Annotated in this window: 18 protein-coding genes; 5 read left to right on the top strand and 13 right to left on the bottom strand. The window is 61.2% G+C overall.

The features are described 5' to 3' along the window. The first annotated feature begins 5 nt into the window (after positions 1-5). Positions 6-374 (top strand): DUF4810 domain-containing protein, encoded by a 369-nt coding sequence (locus ACIPIZ_RS07150; protein WP_064387696.1) that lies wholly within the window; start codon positions 6-8, stop codon positions 372-374. Further along, positions 371-1,030: a DUF799 domain-containing protein gene (locus ACIPIZ_RS07155; RefSeq protein ID WP_064387695.1), complete on the top strand. Its 660-nt coding sequence runs from the start codon at positions 371-373 to the stop codon at positions 1,028-1,030. Before ACIPIZ_RS07150 ends, ACIPIZ_RS07155 begins: the two co-directional genes overlap by 4 nt. Positions 1,031-1,124: 94 nt before the next feature. On the opposite strand, the gene ACIPIZ_RS07160 is transcribed toward ACIPIZ_RS07155, so the two are convergent. The 7 genes from ACIPIZ_RS07160 to ACIPIZ_RS07190 form a co-directional block, all read right to left on the bottom strand. Beyond that, positions 1,125-1,787, bottom strand: coding sequence for a flavin reductase family protein (locus ACIPIZ_RS07160; protein WP_134177558.1), 663 nt, complete (start codon positions 1,785-1,787; stop codon positions 1,125-1,127). A gap of 11 nt (positions 1,788-1,798) precedes the next feature. Then, positions 1,799-3,286, bottom strand: coding sequence for an amidohydrolase family protein (locus ACIPIZ_RS07165; RefSeq protein WP_401164740.1), 1,488 nt, complete (start codon positions 3,284-3,286; stop codon positions 1,799-1,801). Further along, entirely contained in the window at positions 3,283-4,479 is a 1,197-nt protein-coding gene (locus ACIPIZ_RS07170; RefSeq protein WP_105708905.1) for an amidohydrolase family protein, read from the bottom strand. Before ACIPIZ_RS07170 ends, ACIPIZ_RS07165 begins: the two co-directional genes overlap by 4 nt. Before the next feature lie 156 nt (positions 4,480-4,635). Beyond that, a complete protein-coding gene (locus tag ACIPIZ_RS07175; RefSeq protein WP_064387691.1) occupies positions 4,636-5,688 on the bottom strand; it encodes an extracellular solute-binding protein in 1,053 nt (350 codons plus the stop codon). An 18-nt stretch (positions 5,689-5,706) separates the two neighbouring features. Next, positions 5,707-6,495: an ABC transporter permease gene (locus ACIPIZ_RS07180; protein ID WP_064387690.1), complete on the bottom strand. Its 789-nt coding sequence runs from the start codon at positions 6,493-6,495 to the stop codon at positions 5,707-5,709. After that, positions 6,492-7,409, bottom strand: coding sequence for an ABC transporter permease (locus ACIPIZ_RS07185; protein WP_122661283.1), 918 nt, complete (start codon positions 7,407-7,409; stop codon positions 6,492-6,494). Before ACIPIZ_RS07185 ends, ACIPIZ_RS07180 begins: the two co-directional genes overlap by 4 nt. 1 nt (position 7,410) lies before the next feature. Continuing rightward, positions 7,411-8,496: an ABC transporter ATP-binding protein gene (locus ACIPIZ_RS07190; RefSeq protein WP_253484335.1), complete on the bottom strand. Its 1,086-nt coding sequence runs from the start codon at positions 8,494-8,496 to the stop codon at positions 7,411-7,413. Positions 8,497-8,636: 140 nt separating this feature from the next. Between ACIPIZ_RS07190 and ACIPIZ_RS07195 the strand changes: the two genes are divergently transcribed. From ACIPIZ_RS07195 to ACIPIZ_RS07205, 3 genes are all read left to right on the top strand, one after another. Then, the gene (locus ACIPIZ_RS07195; RefSeq protein ID WP_134177552.1) at positions 8,637-9,326 is read left to right on the top strand and encodes a GntR family transcriptional regulator; all 690 of its coding nucleotides are present in this window, start codon (positions 8,637-8,639) and stop codon (positions 9,324-9,326) included. A gap of 134 nt (positions 9,327-9,460) precedes the next feature. After that, on the top strand, positions 9,461-11,572 hold the full coding sequence (locus ACIPIZ_RS07200) for an ATP-binding protein (RefSeq protein WP_401164742.1): 2,112 nt from the start codon (positions 9,461-9,463) through the stop codon (positions 11,570-11,572). 31 nt (positions 11,573-11,603) lie between these two features. Beyond that, complete coding sequence (locus tag ACIPIZ_RS07205) at positions 11,604-14,237, top strand: excinuclease ABC subunit A (protein WP_401164743.1); 2,634 nt, start codon at positions 11,604-11,606, stop codon at positions 14,235-14,237. A 211-nt stretch (positions 14,238-14,448) separates the two neighbouring features. Here ACIPIZ_RS07205 and ACIPIZ_RS07210 read toward each other — a convergent pair whose 3' ends face one another. The 6 genes from ACIPIZ_RS07210 to ACIPIZ_RS07235 are packed head-to-tail and all read right to left on the bottom strand — an operon-like array spanning position 14,449 to position 19,880. Further along, positions 14,449-16,392, bottom strand: coding sequence for a response regulator (locus ACIPIZ_RS07210; RefSeq protein ID WP_105708897.1), 1,944 nt, complete (start codon positions 16,390-16,392; stop codon positions 14,449-14,451). Next, positions 16,382-17,257, bottom strand: coding sequence for a sensor histidine kinase KdpD (locus ACIPIZ_RS07215; protein WP_064387684.1), 876 nt, complete (start codon positions 17,255-17,257; stop codon positions 16,382-16,384). Before ACIPIZ_RS07215 ends, ACIPIZ_RS07210 begins: the two co-directional genes overlap by 11 nt. Next, positions 17,250-18,260: an ATP-binding protein gene (locus ACIPIZ_RS07220; RefSeq protein WP_401164797.1), complete on the bottom strand. Its 1,011-nt coding sequence runs from the start codon at positions 18,258-18,260 to the stop codon at positions 17,250-17,252. Before ACIPIZ_RS07220 ends, ACIPIZ_RS07215 begins: the two co-directional genes overlap by 8 nt. Next, a complete protein-coding gene (locus ACIPIZ_RS07225) occupies positions 18,257-18,667 on the bottom strand; it encodes an ATP-binding protein (RefSeq protein ID WP_401164744.1) in 411 nt (136 codons plus the stop codon). Before ACIPIZ_RS07225 ends, ACIPIZ_RS07220 begins: the two co-directional genes overlap by 4 nt. Further along, on the bottom strand, positions 18,664-19,026 hold the full coding sequence (locus ACIPIZ_RS07230) for an STAS domain-containing protein (RefSeq protein ID WP_007912539.1): 363 nt from the start codon (positions 19,024-19,026) through the stop codon (positions 18,664-18,666). Before ACIPIZ_RS07230 ends, ACIPIZ_RS07225 begins: the two co-directional genes overlap by 4 nt. 2 nt (positions 19,027-19,028) lie before the next feature. Continuing rightward, positions 19,029-19,880 (bottom strand): STAS domain-containing protein, encoded by an 852-nt coding sequence (locus tag ACIPIZ_RS07235; protein ID WP_105708896.1) that lies wholly within the window; start codon positions 19,878-19,880, stop codon positions 19,029-19,031. Between the last annotated feature and the right edge of the window lie 140 nt (positions 19,881-20,020).

The raw sequence follows: 20,020 nt of genomic DNA on the forward strand, positions 1-20,020 counted from the left end.
TACCCATGAATCTGACTTTGTCGCGCTCGCTGATGGCGCTGACGCTGGCCGCCAGCGCCTTGCTGGCCGGTTGCAGCAGCCCGCAAACCCTGTACCAGTGGGAAGGCTACGAGCCCCAGGTCTACGAATACTTCAAAGGCGAAGAGCCGAAAGAGGCGCAGGCCGAAGCACTGGAACGTGATCTGCAAAAGATCCGCTCCACCGGCAAAGCCGTACCGCCGGGCTACCACGCGCACTTGGGCCTGCTCTACCTGAGCATGGGCAAGGACGATCAGATGGTGCAGCAGTTCAACACCGAGAAAACCCTGTTCCCCGAGTCCGGCACGTACATGGATTTTCTGCTTAAAAACGCCAAGGCCGGAGTCGTGCAATGATCTCGCGCACCTTGAAACTGCTGGCCGGTGCGCTGGCCCTGACGCTGCTTGGCGGCTGTGTCGCGCCGAAGACCGTGGACTACTCGGCGTACAAACAGGCGCGGCCCAAGACCATTCTGGTGTTGCCACCGCTGAACACCTCGCCGGACGTGAAGGCGTCGTACAGCCTGCTGTCGCAAGTGACGTTCCCGCTGGCCGAAGCCGGTTATTACGTGTTGCCGATCGCGCTGGTGGACGAAACCTTCCGCCAGAACGGCCTGACCACGCCGGATGACATTCATCAGGCACCGCCGCACAAGCTGCAGGAAATCTTCGGTGCGGATGCGGCGCTGTACATCACCGTGAGCGAATACGGCACGCGTTACATGGTGATCAGCAGCGAAACGGCTGTGACCGCGACAGCGAAACTGGTTGACCTGAAAAGCGGCACCACGCTGTGGACCGGAGCGGCGCGGGCGTCGAGCGAAGAGGGTGGCAACAACGGTGGTGGCGGTCTGATCGGCATGCTGATCACGGCGGCGGTGAAGCAGATCATCAACAGCTCCACTGATGCCGGTTATCCGATTGCCGGTGTGGCGAGCAATCGCCTGCTCTCGGCCGGGCATCCGGCGGGGCTGCTGTACGGCCCGCGTTCGCCGAAGTACGGCACGGACTGATAGATCAAAAGATCGCAGCCTTCGGCAGCTCCTACATTTGGAATGCATTCCCCTGTAGGAGCTGCCGAAGGCTGCGATCTTTTGCTGTTGGCGCTTATTTGGCGGCAGGCCAAAACCGCTCGCCACCCCCCGGTGCTTCCGTCCACGCTTGCAACGAGCGGGTCGGCAGATCGAAGTAATCACGGGTTCGCGCATAACCATGGCCGCCCATGCGCCCGATCGCATCCAGCCCCAACTGATCGATGTACAGCGTCTTCGGATCGATCAACTCATCGCGCACATGCGCCATCAACACCTCACCAAAAATGATCTCCCGCGACTGGCCGATGTTCAGCGCCATCATCCGTCGGCACTCCAGCGCGACCGGCGCTTCGCCGATCCGTGGGCATTTCACCGTGGTACCGGCAATCGCCGTCAGCCCCGCAGCGGTCAACTCATCGAAACCCGGCGCGAACGGCACGGCGCAGACGTTCATCGCCTCCACCAATGCATCGCTGACGATGTTCACGGTGAATTCCTGGTTCAACTGGATATTGCGCGTGGTGTCTTTCGGGCTCTGATCGCCGTAGTTTTCCACGCCCAAGGCCAGAATCGGCGGGTCCGCCGACAGCGCATTGAAGAAGCTGAACGGCGCGGCATTGACCCGGCCCTCGCCATCGATGGTGGTGACCAGTGCAATGGGCCGGGGCACGACGCTGCCGATCAGGATCTTGTATTTTTCCCGTGGGCTGAGTTGGCTGAAATCAAAACTGTGCATGGCAAAAACCTCTAGGAAAGTGGATCGATGGCGCTCAACGGCGCCTTGGCGCTGTAGTCATCGGCGAACGGAATGGCTGGCTGGAACAGGGTTTTCCAGTCCGGTCGGCCCACGGCCCGGTCGCTGTGGCTGCGCATGAGTTTCTCGTATTGGCGTTGCGCCTGACGTTGCAGGGCGGGGTAGTCGACGGCGTTGACCTGACCGTCGTGCATCACGCAACGACCGTCGATATAACTGGCGATGCAGTCGTCGCCGCGCCCGGCCAATAACAGGTTTTTCAGGGGATCGAACAACGGCCCCAGATGCAGGCCGCGCAGGCTGAACACAGTAATGTCGGCTTTGGCGCCGGGGGCCAGGCGTCCGAGGTCATCGCGACCCAGCGCCCGCGCACCGCCGAGGGTCGCGGCGTTGTACAGATCGAGGCTGCTGGTCAGCGCTGGGCCGCCCTCCATCAACCGCGCGATGTTCAAGCCGTGACGCATGTTTTCCAGCAGATCCGCCGGCCAGGTGTCAGTGCCCAACGCCAGGTTGATGCCTTTGGCGCGATAGCGTCCGAACGAGTTCAACGCCTCGCCATCGCGGGCAAACACCAAAGGGCAATGCACCAGACTCGTGCCACCGTCGACCACTCGTTGCAGGTCGTCATCGCCAGCGGTGTAGATGCCATGCGGCAACAGGCTGCGCGGTGTGAGCAGGTCCAGCCGTTGTAACCAGCTCAACGGCGAATCACCGCGCAACTGCTCAACCATCGTTACTTCGCCGAGCGCCTGACAGCAGTGCAGGCGCATGGGTGCGTTCAGTTCGCGGCTCAGCGCCGAGGTGCGCTGCAGCAATGCCGGCGTGCAGGTCTGGATGCGATCCGGCAGCAGCGCAGCGCGAATCAAACCGTTGTGCGCACCGTCGAAATCCTTGAAGAAGCGTTCAGCGGTATCCAGTCCGGCCAGCCCGCGATCCTCATCCCAGTGATGGGCGAGGGTGCCGTCAGCCTGCCAGTAACTCATGCCGCTCATGTAGCAGGGGCCGAGGTAAGTGCGCAGACCCAGTTCGCCGGCAACGCCTGCCACGGCGGCAAACTCGTCGTAGGTTTCCGCCCACTCGCGGTAGTACATCGAGGTGATCGGCATCGCCGTGGTGATGCCGTTGCGGATCAGCTGGGTGAAGGCGTAGCGGTATTTGAAAACTTCTTCTTCCGGGCTGTAAGTCTCACGCGGGCCAGCGGCCAGATAGTCTGACGACCACATGCGCCCCATGCTGCGCTCGTCGCCGTTATCCAGGGTCAGCACCGTGGAGTCGAGGTCGCCCAGCGCATCCAGATCGATGAAGCCGGGGCCGATCAACGCATTGCCGTAGTCGATCCACTGATCCACCGTCCCCGCGTAACCACGCCCGACGAACTCGATGTGCGACCCGGCGAACACCACTTCGCCGTCGCGCCACAGCACATGCTGCGTGCCGTCGAAACCGACCACGCAACTGGCGCGCAGACCGATGCGTTTCACAGACGGCTGCTCAGCAAGCGGCCACCTTCGGCGATCAAGACACCGCCGCGATAGACCTGACGCAATGGCCGCGCAACCACCGCTTCGCCAAGGGTTTCAACCGGCATCAACAAGAAGTCAGCACGCTGCCCGAGGGCAAAGCCGTAATCCTCGACGCCCAGCGCCCGCGCACCGTTAACCGTGGCCGCCTCGAACGCCGCCGCCAGTTCATCGTCCTTGCCCAGGTCAAAGCGAAACGCCAGCAGCATCGCCCGTTCGAGCATGTCGCCATTACCCATCGGCGACCACGCATCGCGGATGCCGTCAGAGCCCAGGCAGACATTCACGCCAGTCTCATGCAATGCCAGAAACGGCGGCACGGCGGTGTCGGCCGGCGCCGAACTCATCAGCGAAATCCCCAACACCGCCAACCGCTCGGCAAGCGGTTTGACCTGACTCCACGGCAGCATGCCGAGGCAGTAGGCGTGGCTGATCATCACGCGGTTTTGCAGGCTGAAACGCTCGGTGTAATCGGCGATCAGCGCGATCTGCCACAGACCCAACTCACCTTTGTCATGCAGGTGAATGTCCACGCCTCGGCCAAACTCAGCCGCCAGTTTGAAGATGAAATCCAGTTGTGCGATCGGGTCGTTGTCGATGCCGCACGGGTCGAGCCCACCGACGTTTTCGACGCCCAATGCCATCGCTTCACGCATCAGTTCGGCGGTACCGGGGCGGCTGATCAAACCGGTTTGCGGGAACACCACCAGTTGCAGGTCGATGAGGTCTTTGTAGCGTTCGCGCAACTGCTGCATGGCCTCGACGTGACGCAAGCCGAATTCCGGGTCGATATCGACATGGCAGCGCATGGTCAGCGAGCCGCGAGCGATGCAGTTTTCCAGCAGCGCGCCTGCGCGTTCGGCGATGGGTGCGGTCACTTCACGGAGGATGCGGCGTTCGTTGCTGATGTAATCCTTGAGCGTTGGCCCGGCGCTGTTCGGGCGCCAGGGTTGGCCGTAGAGGGTTTTGTCGAGGTGGACGTGGCTTTCGACCAGCGCGCTGGTGAGCAGTTGATTGTGGCCGTCGATGTCGGTGCCGGCCAGCGGCGTGTTGCTGGCCGGGCGGCGCTGGGCGAATCGGCCGTTTTCGATCAGCAGGTCTTCGGCTTGGGCGCCGTAGGGGCGCACGTTGCGGAGCCAGTGTGGCTGGGTCATTTCTTTACCTCTGGTTCAATGGTGTCTGGGCGGGTCTCATCGCTGGCAAGCCAGCTCCCACAGGTGTCGAGGTGTGCCCACTTTCTATGTGCGACACAGATTCCTGTGGGAGCTGGCTTGCCAGCGATGGCCGCACCTCGATTTCAGATCAGGTGATCAGCCCTTGAGCTTCGACCAGATCCGGTCCTGCAGCTCTCGCGCCTTGTTGCTGCACTCCTTTTCAGGCCGCAAACGCGAGGCGTATTCCTCAGGCATGTTGATCGCGTCCATCACCTTCCACTTCGGATCGAGCAACGAATCGCTCTGAATCCCGTTGGCATAAGCAATGGCGTTGGACACGGCGGCGGCGTTCTCCGGCTTCATCATCCAGTCGATAAAGATCTTCGCGTTGCCCGGGTGCGGTGCGCTTTTCGGCACGGCGAAGTTGTCCTGGAACATCGCCAGGCCTTCACGCGGATAGACGTACTTGATCGTGCTCTTCTGCAAAGTCGCCCGCGCTGTAGAACCGTTCCAGTTCTGCATCATGATCACCTCGCCCGAAGCCATGCGGTCGACGGTGTTGTCGGAGCTGTACATCTTCAAAAACGGCTTCTGCTTTTGCAGCAGTTCAAGGATGCGCTTGGCGTCCTGCGGGTTTTCGCTGCACTCATCAACGTTCAGATAATGGCTGGCGGCGTTGATCACGCTGCTCGACGTATCCAGTGCGGCGAGCTGGCCTTGCAGCTCTTTGCGCGGTTCAAAGAACTCTTTCCACGAGTCATCCAGTTTGCCGCCGGGCACCCGCGCGCTGTCGTAGGAAAACCCGGTAGTGCCCCATAGATACGGCGCCGAGAACTTGCGTCCCGGGTCGAAACTCGGGTCGCGAAACGGCCCTTTGACGTACTGGAAGTTGCTCAGGCTCGGCGCATCGATTTCCATCAGCAAGTCCTGCTTGATCAGCGTCTGCATGATCGATTGCGACGGCACGATCACGTCATACGCGGCGCCGCCGGCCTGTAATTTGGCGAGCAGGGTTTCGTTGCTGTCGTAACCGTCCATGGTTACCTTGATGCCGGTTTCCTTCTCGAACTTGGCCAACAGATCGACCGGGTAGTAGTCGGTCCAGTTGTAGAAAAACAGTTCTTTCGGTTCGGCGGCGTGGGCGCCGAACGCGGCGAAACAACTCAGGGCCAGACCGGACATTGCCAGACGCATGCTTTTGCTTTTCATGAACAGAGCGCTCCAGATTTATTGTTGTTTACCGCGTTGGCCCAACCAGAAGGCCAGCACCACCAGGACAATCGAGATCAGCAGCATCAGCGTCGAGATCGCATTGATTTCCGGGGTAACGCCGGCCTTGATCGCTGAGAAGATGTACACCGGCAACGTCGTCGAACCGGGGCCGGCGACGAAGAAGGTCATGATGAAATCGTCGAGGCTGACCACGAACGCCAGCACCGCACCGGACAACACCGCCGGCCACAACAGCGGCAAGGTCACGCGGCGGAATACTTGCCAAGGATTGGCGTACAGATCGTTCGCCGCTTCGAGCAGGCTTTTGTCCAGATCGTTGAGCCGCGCACGGATCGGCAGGTAAGCGAAGGGAATGCAGAAGCCGATGTGCGCGACGATCACCGTGAGCAAACCGAGCTTGATGCCCAACGCCATGAACAGCAGCAAGGTCGCCACAGCGGTGACGATCTCCGGCAGGATCAGCGGCAGGTTGATCCCACCCTCGACCATTTTCTGTCCGTAGAACGGTCGGTACGTCGCCAGCGCCGCGAGCAGCGCAATCGCCGTGGCGCAGATCGTGGCAATCGTTGCGACGATGATCGAATTCAGCGCCGCCGTCTGGATCGACGGGTTGGCGAGAATCCGCCCGTACCAGGCAAACGAAAACTCGGTCCACACCGTCGCCGAGCGGTTGGCATTGAAGCTGTAGGCGATCAACACGAAGATCGGCAGGTACAGATAGGCGAGGATCAGCAGGCTGATTTCGCGGGTTGCCGGGAGTTTTTTCAGGTGCAGGGAAATCATGCTTTCGCCCCCCGATGGATGGTCTTCGCCGCATGGCGGCTGTACAGCGCGTAAAGCACCAGCGACACCAGCAGAATCGCCAGCAACAGGAACGACAGCGAGCTGCCCAGCGGCCAGTTGCGCGCCGTGCCGAACTGTTGCTGGATCAGGTTGCCGATCATCAGGGTCTTGCCGCCGCCGAGAATCGCCGGGGTGATGAAGGCACCGAGGCTCGGCACGAACACCAGCAGTGCACCGGCAATCACCCCAGGCATCGACAGCGGCAGGATGATCCGGCGCAACGCGTGCCAGCGATTCGCCCCGAGGTCATAAGCGGCTTCCACCAGACGCCAGTCGAGTTTTTCCAGGGTCGAATAGATCGGCAGAATCATGAACGGCAGGAAGCTGTAGACCAGACCGACACTCACCGCGAAGTCGTTGTAGAGCAGGGTGATACCGCCGGCACTGGGCAACAGCGCGTTAAGGCTTTGTGCGACCCAACCGTGTTCGCGCAGGATGATCAGCCACGCGTAGTTGCGGATCAGCAGGTTGGTCCAGAACGGAATGGTGATGAGCAAGACCATCAGGTTGCGTCGGCGCGGGGTCAGGCTCGACATCCACAACGCCACCGGAAAACCGAACAGAAAGCACAACACGGTGGTGCCGCCGGCTTGCAACACCGAGCGCAACAGCGCTTGCGCATAGACCCAGTTCAGTTCCAGTTCACCGTCAAAACCTTCCTGGAAAAACAGCTGCACATAGCTTTGCAGTTGCCATTGCGCTTGCCAGTCGACGCCGCCATAGGTGTTGCGCGGCAGCAGGCTGATGTAGCCCATGATTCCCAGCGGAATGGCGATCAGGGCGAGCAGGGTCAACACCACCGGGCTGAGCAACAGCGCGCGGTTGAGGGCAGGGGAAGTGCTGCTGACGCTCATCTCAGGCCTCCATCAACAGGCAGGCATGCGGCGGCAGGTGCACGGCGATGCGTTCGCCGACCGCGCGGCTTTGGTTCAGGCCTTCGTTGTTTTCGCGCAGCATGACTTTGATGTCGTTGTTCAGGCGGCACTGGTAGAGCGTCGCGGTGCCAACGTAGAGCACGGCTTCGATGATCCCGCGCAGGTGATGCGGCTCGCTGGCGTCGACCAATTGCGAGCGCTCCGGGCGGAACGCCAGTTGCACGCTGCTGCCAGTAAAGCTCTGTTGCTGGCAGGGGATTTCGATCGGCATGCCGTTGGGCACGAAGAGCTTTTCGTTGTGCTCGCCGTGCTTGAGCTGGCCGGGTAGGAAGTTGATGTCGCCGATAAACTGCGCAACAAAGCGGTGTTGCGGGTGTTCGTAGATATCGGTCGGCGTGCCGATCTGCAGGATCTTGCCGGCGGACATCACCGCAATGCGATCAGACAAGGTCAGCGCTTCTTCCTGATCGTGGGTGACGAAAATGAAGGTGATGCCGGCTTCTTTCTGTACACGCTTGAGTTCGACCTGCATTTCCTTGCGCAGCTTCAGATCGAGCGCCGACAACGGTTCATCCAGCAGCAAGACTTTGGGTTTCGGCGCCAAGGCCCGGGCCAGAGCCACGCGCTGTTGCTGGCCGCCGGACAATTGCGCTGGTTTGCGCCCGGCCAGATGTTCCATTTGCACCAATGCGAGCATCTCGTTGACCCGATCCGGTATCAACTTGCGTTCAAGACCCTGCATCTCGAGCCCGAAGGCGATATTCTGCGCGACACTCATGTGCGGAAACAGCGCGTAGCTCTGGAACACCGTGTTGACCCGACGCTTGAACGGCGGCAAATCATTGACCGGCTCTCCGGCCAGACGAATCTCGCCTTCACTGACATGTTCGAAACCGGCGATGGTGCGCAGCAGGGTGGTTTTGCCGCAGCCCGAGGGGCCGAGCAGGGTGAAGAACTCGTTGTCGGCGATGTTCACCGAGACATTGTCGAGGGCTGGCGCAAGGCCGGGATCGTCGGAGTAGCGTTTAGAGACGTTGCGCACTTCAATTGCTATTGGTTGACCCATAATGGTGCAATCCTCTATTTATTGTATGCAATATCTGAATGCAATTTAGAAATACCCGGATTAATCTGCGTGTGCAACCCCCTTTTTCCATGGCCGGGCATCGCCAGGGGTTGGTTGCCCGACGTCAAAGGAGTGTTCGAATGACCGAAAAGAAACTGGAAACCACGGTCGACCGCGTCTACCAAGGGGTTTACGAGGCGATCAGCAAGCGTTCGTTGCGCCCGGGGATGAAGCTGGGCGAGGCCTCATTGGCCGAATTATTTAATGTCAGCCGCACGTCGGTGCGTGCCGCGCTCAAGCAATTGGAGGCCGATGGACTGGTCACCACCGAGCCCAACAAGGGTGCATCGGTGTCGCTGCCGAGCAACGAAGAGATCCGTTCACTGTTCGAAACCCGCAGGCTGATCGAGATCGGCATCGTCACTGAACTGTGCCGACGCAAGGACAGCGCGGCGATGCAGGATCTGCGTGAACACTTGTTGCTGGAAGATCAAGCCCACGCGGCGGGCGACCACGAACGGCTGATTCATCTGCTCGGCGAGTTCCACATCAAACTGGCGCGCAGCCTGAACAACCCGGTGTTGCTCGACTGGTTCCAGAAGCTGATTTCCCGCGCTTCGCTCTACGCTGCCGCGCTGGACGATGACAGCCACGAAGCCTGTCGCGATGACGAACACCTGCGTTTGCTCGAGTACATCGAGGCCGGCAATCAGAGCGCCGCGATCGAATTGACCTGCATGCATTTGAACGGCATCGAGAAGGCCATTCTCGACGTCGCCGCCAAGATGAAAACTGGCTACCATCCGCTCAAGCACCTGATCGGCGTCTAGTCTCCGAGCGGCGATGAAATCGGCTATACCTCTAATGAAACCAATACGACTGAAGACGCTCGAAACAGACGGGCGTCGTGTCGTTCAGGCGGCGAGGTTTACGGGACAACCAGTACAGGACACTGAGTCAGGCGATGCAGTTTTTATCCGATAGCCATGGTTGTGAAGGCTGGAAAGGCGAGATGGCCGAGCGCATCTGCGCGTTCGACTGGTCCGGGACTGAACTTGGCCCGCTGAACAGTTGGCCAGCCAGTCTGTGCAGCGCCGTGCAATTGATGCTGGCGTCGCCGCTGCCGATGGTCATGCTCTGGGGCCGTGCCGGCTACATGATCTACAACGATGCCTATTCGAAATTCGCCGGGGGCCGCCATCCGTATCTGCTTGGCGCGCCGGTCGAGTTGGGCTGGCCGGAAGTCGCCGATTTCAATCGGCATGTGGTCGATACCTGTCTGGCCGGCGGCACCTTGTCGTTTCGCAATAAAGTCTTGGTGCTGTTGCGTGACGGCGTTCCGGAAGATGTCTGGCTCGACCTTTATTACAGCCCTGTGGCCAATGACGAAGGCGAGCCGGCCGGGGTGATGGCGATGGTGGTGGAAACCACTGAGTTCGTGATCTCGGAGCGCCTGCGCCAGGAGGCGGAAAACGCCTACCGCGCCGACAACGAGCGGGTACGTCTGGCGTTGAATGCCGGGGCCTTGCTTGGCTCTTTCGTCTGGGACGTGAGAAACAACACGCTGTCAGCCGATGAACGTTTCACCCGTACGTTCTCCTATCCGCCGGATCAGGACTTGAGCAATCTCGCTCAGGACATTGCCGAGTCGCGCATTCATCCCGATGACCACGCCTGGGTGCAGGAGCGGGTCGCCCATTGCGTGCAGACCGGTGAGCCGTATAACGCCGAATATCGGGTATTGCGCAGCGATGGCAGTTATCTGTGGGTGCTGGCCAGCGGTGGTTGCGAGTTCGACGAGCAGGGCGAGCCACTGCGCTTCCCAGGCGTGTTGATCGACATTCATGAACGCAAGATTGCCGAAGAATCCCTGCTCAAATTTACCCGCAACCTCGAACAGCGCGTCGGCGAAGAAGTCGAGGCGCGGCTGGCGGCCGAAGAGCAATTGCGCCAGTCGCAGAAACTCGAAGCCATTGGCGGTCTCACCGGTGGCGTTGCTCACGACTTCAACAACTTGCTGCAAGTGATCGCCGGCAATCTGCATTTGCTCGCCCGCCACGAACCGGACAATGCCAACGTGCAGCGCCGCGTCAGTGCCTCGCTGGCGGCGGTCGAGCGCGGCGCCAAGCTGTCCTCGCAATTGCTCGCGTTTGCCCGGCGCCAGCCGTTGTCGCCGGCAGTGTGCAATCCACGGCAGATCTTCGAAGGTGTCGGCGAATTACTGCAGCGAGCGCTGGGCGAAACCATTCAGATCGATGTGCAACTGCCGCAGCAACCGTGGCATATCAATGTCGACCGCAACCAGTTGGAAAACGCCATTCTCAATCTGGCGATCAACGCCCGCGATGCGATGAAGGGCGAGGGCACCATTGCACTCAGCGCCGCCAACGTGCACCTCGATCGCGAGTTCTGCGCCGGTAAAGGCATCGTCCCCGGCGAGTTTGTCCGCGTTGCCGTCAGTGACACCGGCGCCGGCATTGCGCCAGGCATTCTCGAGCAAGTGTTCGAACCGTTTTTCACCACCAAGGCCGACGGCCAGGGCACCGGGCTGGGCCTGAGTATGGTGTTCGGTTTCGTCAAACAGAGCGGTGGCCACGTCGAGATCGTCAGTACCGTTGGCGAGGGCACGCGGGTGCAATTGTATTTTCCGCGTAGCTTGCGACCGATCCTTGATGAGTCACCCAATCTGCAAAGGCAGCAGAGTGGCGGCCACGAGACGATTCTGGTGGTCGAAGACAACGACGCGGTGCGCGCCTCGGCGGTCGAGTTGTTGGGTGAGGAGGGTTACCGCGTGTTGACCGCCGGCCACGGCGATGCGGCCATGCAAATGCTCCTCGAAGGTGTCGCGGTCGACCTGATCTTCACCGACGTGGTCATGCCGGGGCTGATCAAAAGCTCCGACCTGTTCGCCTGGGCCAAGGTGCAGACGCCGCCGGTGGCGGTGCTGTTCACCTCCGGGCACACCCGCGACATCATCTCGCGCAATCACCAGCTCAGTCCCGACACGCATTTGCTCGGCAAACCGTATAGCCCGGAGGCCATGTTGCAGATGATTCGCGTAGTGCTCGGTAGCTGAGCGTTGAACATTCCTTCACCAAGGCAGGTCGATGACTTCCAAACGTACCTCCAAAGCGCCCGCCGGTATGGTCCGGGTACGTGGCGCGCGTGAACACAACCTGAAGAACGTCGACGTTGACATCCCCCGCGATGCGCTGGTGGTGTTCACCGGGGTGTCCGGTTCGGGCAAGTCGTCATTGGCGTTTTCCACCTTGTATGCCGAAGCCCAGCGCCGCTACTTCGAATCGGTGGCGCCGTATGCGCGGCGGCTGATCGATCAGGTCGGCGTGCCGGACGTCGATTCGATTGAAGGCCTGCCGCCGGCCGTGGCCCTGCAACAGCAACGCGGCACGCCGAGCACGCGCTCGTCGGTGGGCAGCGTTACCACGTTGTCGAGCCTGATCCGCATGCTCTATTCGCGCGCCGGCAGTTATCCGCCGGGGCAGCCGATGCTATACGCCGAGGATTTTTCGCCGAACACCCCGCAAGGCGCCTGCCCGGAGTGCCATGGCCTCGGCCGTGTCTATGAGGTCACCGAGGCGCTGATGGTGCCGGATCCGAACCTGACCATTCGCCAGCGCGCCGTGGCGTCCTGGCCGTTGGCGTGGCAGGGCCAGAACCTGCGCGACATCCTTGTGACCATGGGCATCGACGTCGATATCCCGTGGAAGAAACTGGCGAAAAAGCAGCGCGACTGGATCCTCTTCACCGAGGAAACCCCGACCGTGCCGGTGTACGCCGGGCTGACCCCGGAAGAAACCCGCATCGCCCTCAAACGCAAGATGGAGCCGAGTTATCAGGGCACTTTCACCGGCGCCCGGCGCTACATCCTGCACACGTTCAGCCATTCGCAAAGTGCGCTGATGAAGAAGCGCGTCTCGCAATTCATGCTCGGCAGCCCTTGCCCGTTGTGCGATGGCAAGCGCCTGAAGCGCGAAGCGTTGTCAGTGACGTTTGCCGGGTACGACATCGGTGAACTGGCGCAGATGCCGTTGCTGCAAGTGGCCGAGGTGCTGAAACCTGTCGCCGCGCAAAGTTACCTGGAGCATGCCGAAGAAACCGGTGAGACCTTGAGCCACGCGCAAACCCGCGAAGCCCGTCAGCAACGCGTGGCCCACGGCGCCAGCGGGCATGGCAGTGCGCCGGATGTGCGACACACGCCAAACCTGTCGCTGGAAAAGCGTTTGGCGGCGCAACGCATTGCCGAGGATTTGCTGGAACGGGTCAGCACCCTGACCGATCTGGGCCTCGGTTATCTGGCGCTGGAGCGCAGCACACCAACGCTATCGTCGGGTGAGTTGCAGCGCTTGCGCTTGGCGACGCAGTTGGGCTCGCAATTGTTTGGGGTGATTTACGTGCTCGACGAACCTTCCGCCGGTTTGCACCCGGCCGATGGTGAGGCGCTGTTCGAGGCCTTGCAACGCTTGAAGGCTGACGGCAACACGCTGTTTGTGGTCGAGCATGACCTGGAAACCATGCGCCGCGCCGACTGGCTGATCGATGTCGGCCCGGCGGCGGGGGAAAAGGGCGGGCAGGTGCTGTACAGCGGCCCACCTGCAGGACTGGCCGCGATCGAACAATCGCAGACTCGCGCGTATTTGTTTGCCGAATCGCAACGCCAGACAAGAACGGCGCGCAAACCGACGGCGTGGCTGAAACTAGACGGCATCACCCGTAACAACCTGAACAACCTCAGCGCTGAATTTCCGCTGGGCTGCTTCACCTCGGTGACCGGCGTCTCCGGTTCCGGCAAGTCGAGCCTGGTCAGTCAGGCCTTGCTGGAACTGGTCGGCGCGCAGTTGGGGCGTCCAACAGTGGAAAGCGAACCGGAAGAACTCAGCCTCGAAGACGACGCACCGCAGCTCAGCAGCGGTCAGGTTACGTCTGGGCTGGAGTCGATCAAGCGACTGGTGCAGGTTGACCAGAAACCCATCGGCCGCACGCCACGTTCCAATCTGGCGACCTACACCGGGCTGTTCGACAACGTGCGCAAGCTGTTCGCCGCGACCCCTGAAGCACGTGAGGCGGGCTATGACGCCGGGCAGTTTTCCTTCAACGTCGCCAAGGGCCGTTGCGCCACGTGCGAGGGGGAAGGCTTTGTCAGTGTGGAGTTGTTGTTCATGCCGAGCGTGTATGCGCCATGCCCGACCTGTCACGGCGCGCGCTACAACCCACAAACACTGGCGATCCTGTGGGATGGCTTGAGCATTGCGCAGGTGCTGCAATTGACCGTCGATGAAGCGGTAACGGTGTTTGCCGAGCAACCGGGGATTCGCCGTTCACTGGAAGTGCTGCGTGACATCGGCCTGGGTTATCTGCGTTTGGGTCAGCCGGCCACAGAGCTGTCCGGCGGTGAAGCACAACGCATCAAACTGGCCACCGAGTTACAGCGCAACCAGCGCGGCGCAACCTTGTATGTGCTGGATGAGCCGACCACCGGGCTGCATCCGCGCGATGTTGATCGGCTATTGGAACAGCTGGATACGTTGGTGACGGCGGGGCATACGGTGATCGTGGTCGAGCACGAAATGCGCGTGGTCGCGCAGAGTGACTGGGTGATCGACATCGGGCCGGGGGCGGGGGATCAGGGCGGCAGGATTGTCGTGGCGGGCACGCCGCAGAAGGTTGCGGCGAGCAAGAAGAGCAGGACGGCACCGTTTTTGGCCCGGGCCTTGAGCCGATAGGTGGGTTGGCAGGGCTGACGTCTTCGTCGGAACGCCGCCCGGAGCAAGCTCGCCTATCCATATCCCGCGTGCACGCCGAACCTTGTAGGAGTGAGCCTGCTCGCGATAGCGGGGTGTCAGCCACAGATGAATTGGCTGACCTGACGCCATCGCGAGCAGGCTCACTCCTACAGTGGATATGTGTTCGACATTAATTCCTGTGAAGCTGTGGTCAGGCACCATCGAGCGTGCGGCGGACCTTGTCGAGCAGCTCGCTGATCTGAAACGGCTTGACCAGCATATCCATGCCACTGCCCAGAAACACCTGGCGATTGATCGCCGTTTCCGCATACCCGGTCATGAACAGAATCGGCAGCCCATCACGCCAGCCCCGCGCAACATCCGCCAACTCGCGCCCGCTCATGCGCGGCAGGCCGACATCGGTCAGCAGCAGGTTGATTGATTCATCGTTCTGCAAGCGCTCCAGCGCCGTTTCGATATCCGCCGCCTGGGTGCAGCGATAACCCGCGTCCTCCAGCACTTCGGTGACAAACATGCGCACCGACGGCATGTCTTCGACAATCAGTACATGCTCACCGCTGCCTTGCGGATCGATTACGGGTGGGGGGATGTCGGCGCCGGTCGGGTCGGTGGTGGCCGGCAACATGATCGTCACTTCGGTACCGCGTCGCGCCACGCTGCGGATATGCGCATCGCCGCCCGATTGACGGGCAAACCCATAGATCGTCGACAACCCCAGCCCAGTGCCCTGGCCCAACGGTTTGGTGGTGAAAAACGGATCGAAGACCTTGTCGATGACGTTGTGTTCGATCCCGGTACCGTCGTCACGCACCGACAGTGCCACGTAAGCGCCGTCGGCCAGATTCGGGTCGCCATGGGAATAGGCGGCGTAGGTGCTGACCCAGACATTGCCGCCTGTCGGCAGCGCATCGCGGGCGTTGATCACCAGATTCAATACCGCGCTTTCCAGCTGCACCGGGTCGACCAGAGCGATCGCCGGCTTGTTGGTCAGCTCGAGCTTGAGGGTGATGCGTTCACCGATGGTGCGCATCAGCAGTTCTTCCAGCGAACGTACGTGCTCGTTGATGTCCACCGGCCGCGTGTCCAAAGGCTGCTGGCGGGCAAAGGCCAGCAGGCGATGGGTGAGCGACGCCGCGCTCATTGCCGAATTCAGCGCTGCTTCACTGTAAAACTGCACTTTGTCCAGACGCTCGTCAGCGACACGTTTCTGGATCAGTTCCAGGCTGGTGATGATCCCGGTCAGCAGGTTGTTGAAGTCATGGGCGATGCCGCCGGTGAGCTTGCCCAGCGCATCCATTTTCTGCACTTGCAGCAATTGCGCCTCGGCCCGCACGCGTTCGGCGGTTTCCTTGACCAGTTGCGTGGTGGTGTCGTCAAGGCGGGCCAGATGCGAGCGTTCGCGATGGCGGTGTTCGGTGACGTCTTCGACGAACACCAGGCTCAGTTCCGGCGTGCGGTACGGTGAAATCTGCCACTCGGTCTCGCGGATCTCACCCTGCACGCGCATGTTCAGCGTGCCTTTCCAGCGCTCGCCATCGACCAGGCGCAAGCGCAGTTCATTGAGGATGGCGCTCTGCTCCTCGGCGAAGCATTCACGCAGGATTTGCGGATCCTGATTGTCGAGAATCAGTTGCGCGAAGGCATGGTTGCACTCATGCACTTTGAGGCTGGCATCGAGCACCGCGATCGGCGCGGACACATTGACGAAAATCTCGCGGAAGCGCGCCTCGCTTTCGCGCAGGGCATTTTCCGTGTCGCGTACCCGCAGCAGCGTGCGCAGGGTGGCCAGCAGCACGTCGGGATCGACCGGGTGAATCAGGTAGGCATCGGCGCCGGCGTCGAGGCCGGTGATGATGTCGCCGGTCTGGATCGACGCTGCAGACACATGGATCACTGGCAGCAGCGCCGTGCGGCTGTCCGCGCGCAGAATCCGCACGATGTCGAAACCGCTCATGTCCGGCAGATTGACGTCGAGGATCAACGCGTCGAGCGTTTCGCTTTCAATCAGCGCCAGCCCCTCGCTGCCGGTGCCGGCCTCCAGCACCTCATAGCCGTGACGCTCCAGCCGTCGGCGCAGGGCGTAGCGGGTGGCGACGTTGTCGTCGACGATCAACAGGCGGATGTCACGTTTCATCGACGTTCTCCAGAGCGATCGCCAACGGGATGATCACGAAAAAGGTCGAGCCGACCCCCGGCGCACTGTCCATCCCGACTTCACCGCCGAGCAGGGCGGCGAAGCGTTTACACAGCGACAGGCCCAGCCCGGTGCCGCGCAGACGTTTCTGCAACGGCGAGTCGACCTGGGAAAAGTCTTCGAACAATGCGCCATGCAACTCGGCAGCGATACCTATTCCGGTGTCACTGACGGCAAAGCGCACCTTGTCCGCCCCTTCGAGCCGCGCGGAAACCCGCACTTCGCCACGGGTGGTGAACTTCAGCGAGTTGGAAATGAAGTTGCGCAGGATCTGCGCGAGTTTCTTGTCATCGGTGTACAGCCGTGGCAAACCGACCGGCTCTTCGAAGATCAGATCGACCGCCGAGGCGTCGACGATCGGTCGGAACATCCCGCGCAGGGCCGAGAACAGGTCGAACATGTCGAACCAGGCCGGGGAAATGGTGATGCGCCCGGCCTCGATCTTCGCCAGATCAAGCAGGTCATCGACCATGTCGCTGAGTTCGCGCGCCGCCGTGCTGACGAACGCTACCTGCTTGTGTTGCTCGGGACTGAGCGGGCCGTCGAGTTCGTCGGCGAGCAGGCTGTTGATGCTCAGGATCGAACCCAGTGGCGTGCGGAATTCGTGGCTCATGTACGACAGGAAACGGCTTTTCAGATCCGAAGCCTGGCGCAGTTCCTCCGCCTGTACATCGAGTTCGGCGTACAGCGCCAGCACGCCCTGATTGGTTTCATCGAGTTCTTCGCGCAGCGCAGCGGTTTCGCTCTGCAACTGGGCAATCAGCGTGGCCTGCTCGGCACTACTCAGAATCGGCGACTCAGCCATGGGCGGCCTCCAGGGCGACGACCAGCACCGTTACATCGTCGCGCCCGCGACAGAAGTCGCGGTGCAGGACGCTGGCTATCACGGCGGGATGGCGGTGCACCAGGCCGGGGTAGTCTTGAAGGTTCCAACGGGACTGCAAGCCGTCGCTGTACATGATCAATAGATGTCCGTTCACGTGAGCATAGTCAAAGGGCCGGGCTTTCCGGTATTGCACGCCGACAATGCCCGGGTGCGAAGCGAGGCCGCGGGACTTGTCGGCGTTGATCAGGCTGGCGCCGATGTTGCCCACGCCAGCGAAGGTCAGGCTGTCGCGCCTGCCGTCAAACTGGGTAAACGCGACGGCGCCGCCACGCGTGCCGATCATGTCGCGGTGCAGGTCTTCCATCAGCATGACCGGTTCGGCGAATGGTGTCAGGGCGAAGGTTTTGGCGCCGGCGCGGCCAGCGCGTTCGGCTTCCTCACCGTGACCGAGGCCGTCGATCACCAGCGCGCTGATGCTGGCGCCTTCATACGCCAGGTGCCAGACATCCCCGCACGCCGGATCGTCGTGCAACGAATGCTGACTGACGCCGTAGCGGATATCCGGTTCGCGGTCGTTGCGTGGGTAAAGTCGTGCCAGCAATACCGCGCCACGCGCATCGGCATAGACATCGAACACCTCGGTCTGCCGCGATACCGCGCCGAGGCCGATCCCCTGAGTGCCGCCCGTAGAGAATCCGTCGGCCATGCAGGCCTCCAGATCAAAGCCTTGAGCGCGATCCACCGCGAGCATCTCGATGCCGAAACCCGTGGGCCGAGGTAATACTCGAAGATGCAGTGCGCCGTGAGCGGCATGTTTGAGCACATTGCTCGCCAGTTCAGTGGCAACCAACGCGACACGCCCGGCATCGCGCTCGTCAAAGCCATGCTGTTCAGCGAGTTGCTGCGCGGTGCGCCGGGCATAACCGATCTGACTGCTGTCTTCGATTGGCAGAACCTGGGTCAACGTCCCCACGATATTCATGTCCATCGGGTGATCGTTATGCGCGTGCCTTTGCCGGGCTCGGTATCGAGTTCGAACTCTTCGACCAGCCGTTTCGCCCCGGTCAGGCCCAGGCCCAGGCCCATGCCGCTGCCGGAGGTCCAGCCGTCGGTCATCGCCAGCTTGATGTCGGCAATGCCCGGGCCTTCGTCGCGGAAGGTCAAGCGCAGACCGACCTTGTGATCTTCATCGAGAATCTGCCAGTCCATGTCGCCGCCACCACCGTAAACCATGGTGTTACGCGCCAGTTCGCTGACAGCTGTGACCATTTTCGTCAGGTCGATCAGGCGCATGCCGCATTCGGTGGCCAGTTTGCGTGCGGTCTGGCGCGCGAGCACGACATCCTGCTCGATGTGGATGGGTTGAGTACCGCTGCTGCGTACGGTCATTGCCGGTCTACTCGTTCCTGCAGCAGTTTCATCCCGCGCTCGACGTTCAATGCCGTGCTGACCCCGGGCAGGGTCAGACCGAGTTCGACCAAGGTGATCGCCACCGCCGGCTGCATGCCGACCAGCATGGTTTCGGCGTCCATGATTTTCGACAGCCCGGAAATCGTGCTGATCATCCGGCCAATGAACGAGTCGACCATGTCCAGCGCCGAGATGTCGATCAGCACGCCCCGCGCCGAAGTCTTGCTGATGCGCTCGGACAAGTCGTCCTGCAGGGTGAGGGCGAGTTGGTCATGCATATCGACCTGAATGGTCACCAGCAGGAACTTGCCCATCTGGAGAATCGGGATACGTTCCATGCTTATACCGTCTTGACGAGGCTGACACCCAGACGAGTCAGGGCCAGTTTCAATGCGTCGGCCAGATTGGCCTTGGTCACCACGCCTTGCAGGTCGAGACCGAGGTGGACGATGGTTTGCGCGATTTGCGGACGCACACCGCTGATGATGCAGTCGGCGCCCATCAGGCGGATCGCGGTGACGGTTTTCAGCAGGTGCTGGGCGACCAGGGTATCGACGGTCGGCACGCCGGTGATGTCGATGATGGCGATTTCCGAACCGGTGTCGACGATGCGTTGCAGCAGCGATTCCATCACCACTTGCGTGCGCTGCGAATCGAGGGTGCCGATCATCGGCAGCGCGAGTACGCCATCCCACAGCTTGACCACCGGGGTCGACAGCTCCAGCAGTTCTTCCTGTTGACGTTTGATCACCGCCTCGCGGGATTTCTGGAAGGTGCGGATGGTGTGCAGGCCGAAGGCGTCGAGCAGCTCGGAGATTTCCCAGAGCTGTTCGGCGAGCAGCGCAGGCTGGTCTTTGTAGTGGCTCTGCAGCAAGTTAAACAACGGGCCTTTGAGGGCGAAGATGAAACTGGCGGTCTGCTGCGAATCCTGGCCGAGCAGGGCGCGGCTGTGGGAGAGCTTTTCGAGAAACTGGCGGGTGGTCTCCCAACCGGGTGCGGCGATGTTGGTGCCGTTGTCGTTCTCGATGCCACTGACCACCAGTTGCAGGAATTCCGTGGTCTGTTGCTGCAGATCGTGCTCTTTCAGGTTACGCGTGGCGCCGCTGGCTTGCAGGCCGTTGATCCATTCGCCCAGCAGTTGTGCTTGTTTGTTTTTCATCGCATCGAGTGTGCTGTTCTGCAGTGCTGCCATGTGCCTGTTGCTCCGTCGCGAATTGGGGGGCGATCGTGAAAATGATCGCCGCGAAGTGATCGACATTTGCCGCTCGAAATAGTTGTTCGTTCCTGCACGTATATTTTTGATCTGGCGCAAGTAACGTCCCGGTAACTCTA

The organism is Pseudomonas sp. NPDC087690 (genome assembly GCF_044743175.1).
In the GTDB taxonomy this organism is placed as follows: Bacteria; Pseudomonadota; Gammaproteobacteria; order Pseudomonadales; family Pseudomonadaceae; genus Aquipseudomonas.

Coding starts and splice junctions, on each gene's coding strand:
- ACIPIZ_RS07180 (WP_064387690.1), bottom strand. CDS start 6,495: ATGATTTCCCTGCACCTGAAAAAACTCCCGGCAACCCGCGAAATCAGC.
- ACIPIZ_RS07160 (WP_134177558.1), bottom strand. CDS start 1,787: ATGCACAGTTTTGATTTCAGCCAACTCAGCCCACGGGAAAAATACAAG.
- ACIPIZ_RS07200 (WP_401164742.1), top strand. CDS start 9,461: ATGCAGTTTTTATCCGATAGCCATGGTTGTGAAGGCTGGAAAGGCGAG.
- ACIPIZ_RS07185 (WP_122661283.1), bottom strand. CDS start 7,409: ATGAGCGTCAGCAGCACTTCCCCTGCCCTCAACCGCGCGCTGTTGCTC.
- ACIPIZ_RS07230 (WP_007912539.1), bottom strand. CDS start 19,026: ATGGAACGTATCCCGATTCTCCAGATGGGCAAGTTCCTGCTGGTGACC.
- ACIPIZ_RS07190 (WP_253484335.1), bottom strand. CDS start 8,496: ATGGGTCAACCAATAGCAATTGAAGTGCGCAACGTCTCTAAACGCTAC.
- ACIPIZ_RS07170 (WP_105708905.1), bottom strand. CDS start 4,479: ATGACCCAGCCACACTGGCTCCGCAACGTGCGCCCCTACGGCGCCCAA.
- ACIPIZ_RS07220 (WP_401164797.1), bottom strand. CDS start 18,260: ATGAATATCGTGGGGACGTTGACCCAGGTTCTGCCAATCGAAGACAGC.
- ACIPIZ_RS07210 (WP_105708897.1), bottom strand. CDS start 16,392: ATGAAACGTGACATCCGCCTGTTGATCGTCGACGACAACGTCGCCACC.
- ACIPIZ_RS07225 (WP_401164744.1), bottom strand. CDS start 18,667: ATGACCGTACGCAGCAGCGGTACTCAACCCATCCACATCGAGCAGGAT.
- ACIPIZ_RS07150 (WP_064387696.1), top strand. CDS start 6: ATGAATCTGACTTTGTCGCGCTCGCTGATGGCGCTGACGCTGGCCGCC.
- ACIPIZ_RS07195 (WP_134177552.1), top strand. CDS start 8,637: ATGACCGAAAAGAAACTGGAAACCACGGTCGACCGCGTCTACCAAGGG.
- ACIPIZ_RS07205 (WP_401164743.1), top strand. CDS start 11,604: ATGACTTCCAAACGTACCTCCAAAGCGCCCGCCGGTATGGTCCGGGTA.
- ACIPIZ_RS07155 (WP_064387695.1), top strand. CDS start 371: ATGATCTCGCGCACCTTGAAACTGCTGGCCGGTGCGCTGGCCCTGACG.
- ACIPIZ_RS07215 (WP_064387684.1), bottom strand. CDS start 17,257: ATGGCTGAGTCGCCGATTCTGAGTAGTGCCGAGCAGGCCACGCTGATT.
- ACIPIZ_RS07235 (WP_105708896.1), bottom strand. CDS start 19,880: ATGGCAGCACTGCAGAACAGCACACTCGATGCGATGAAAAACAAACAA.
- ACIPIZ_RS07175 (WP_064387691.1), bottom strand. CDS start 5,688: ATGAAAAGCAAAAGCATGCGTCTGGCAATGTCCGGTCTGGCCCTGAGT.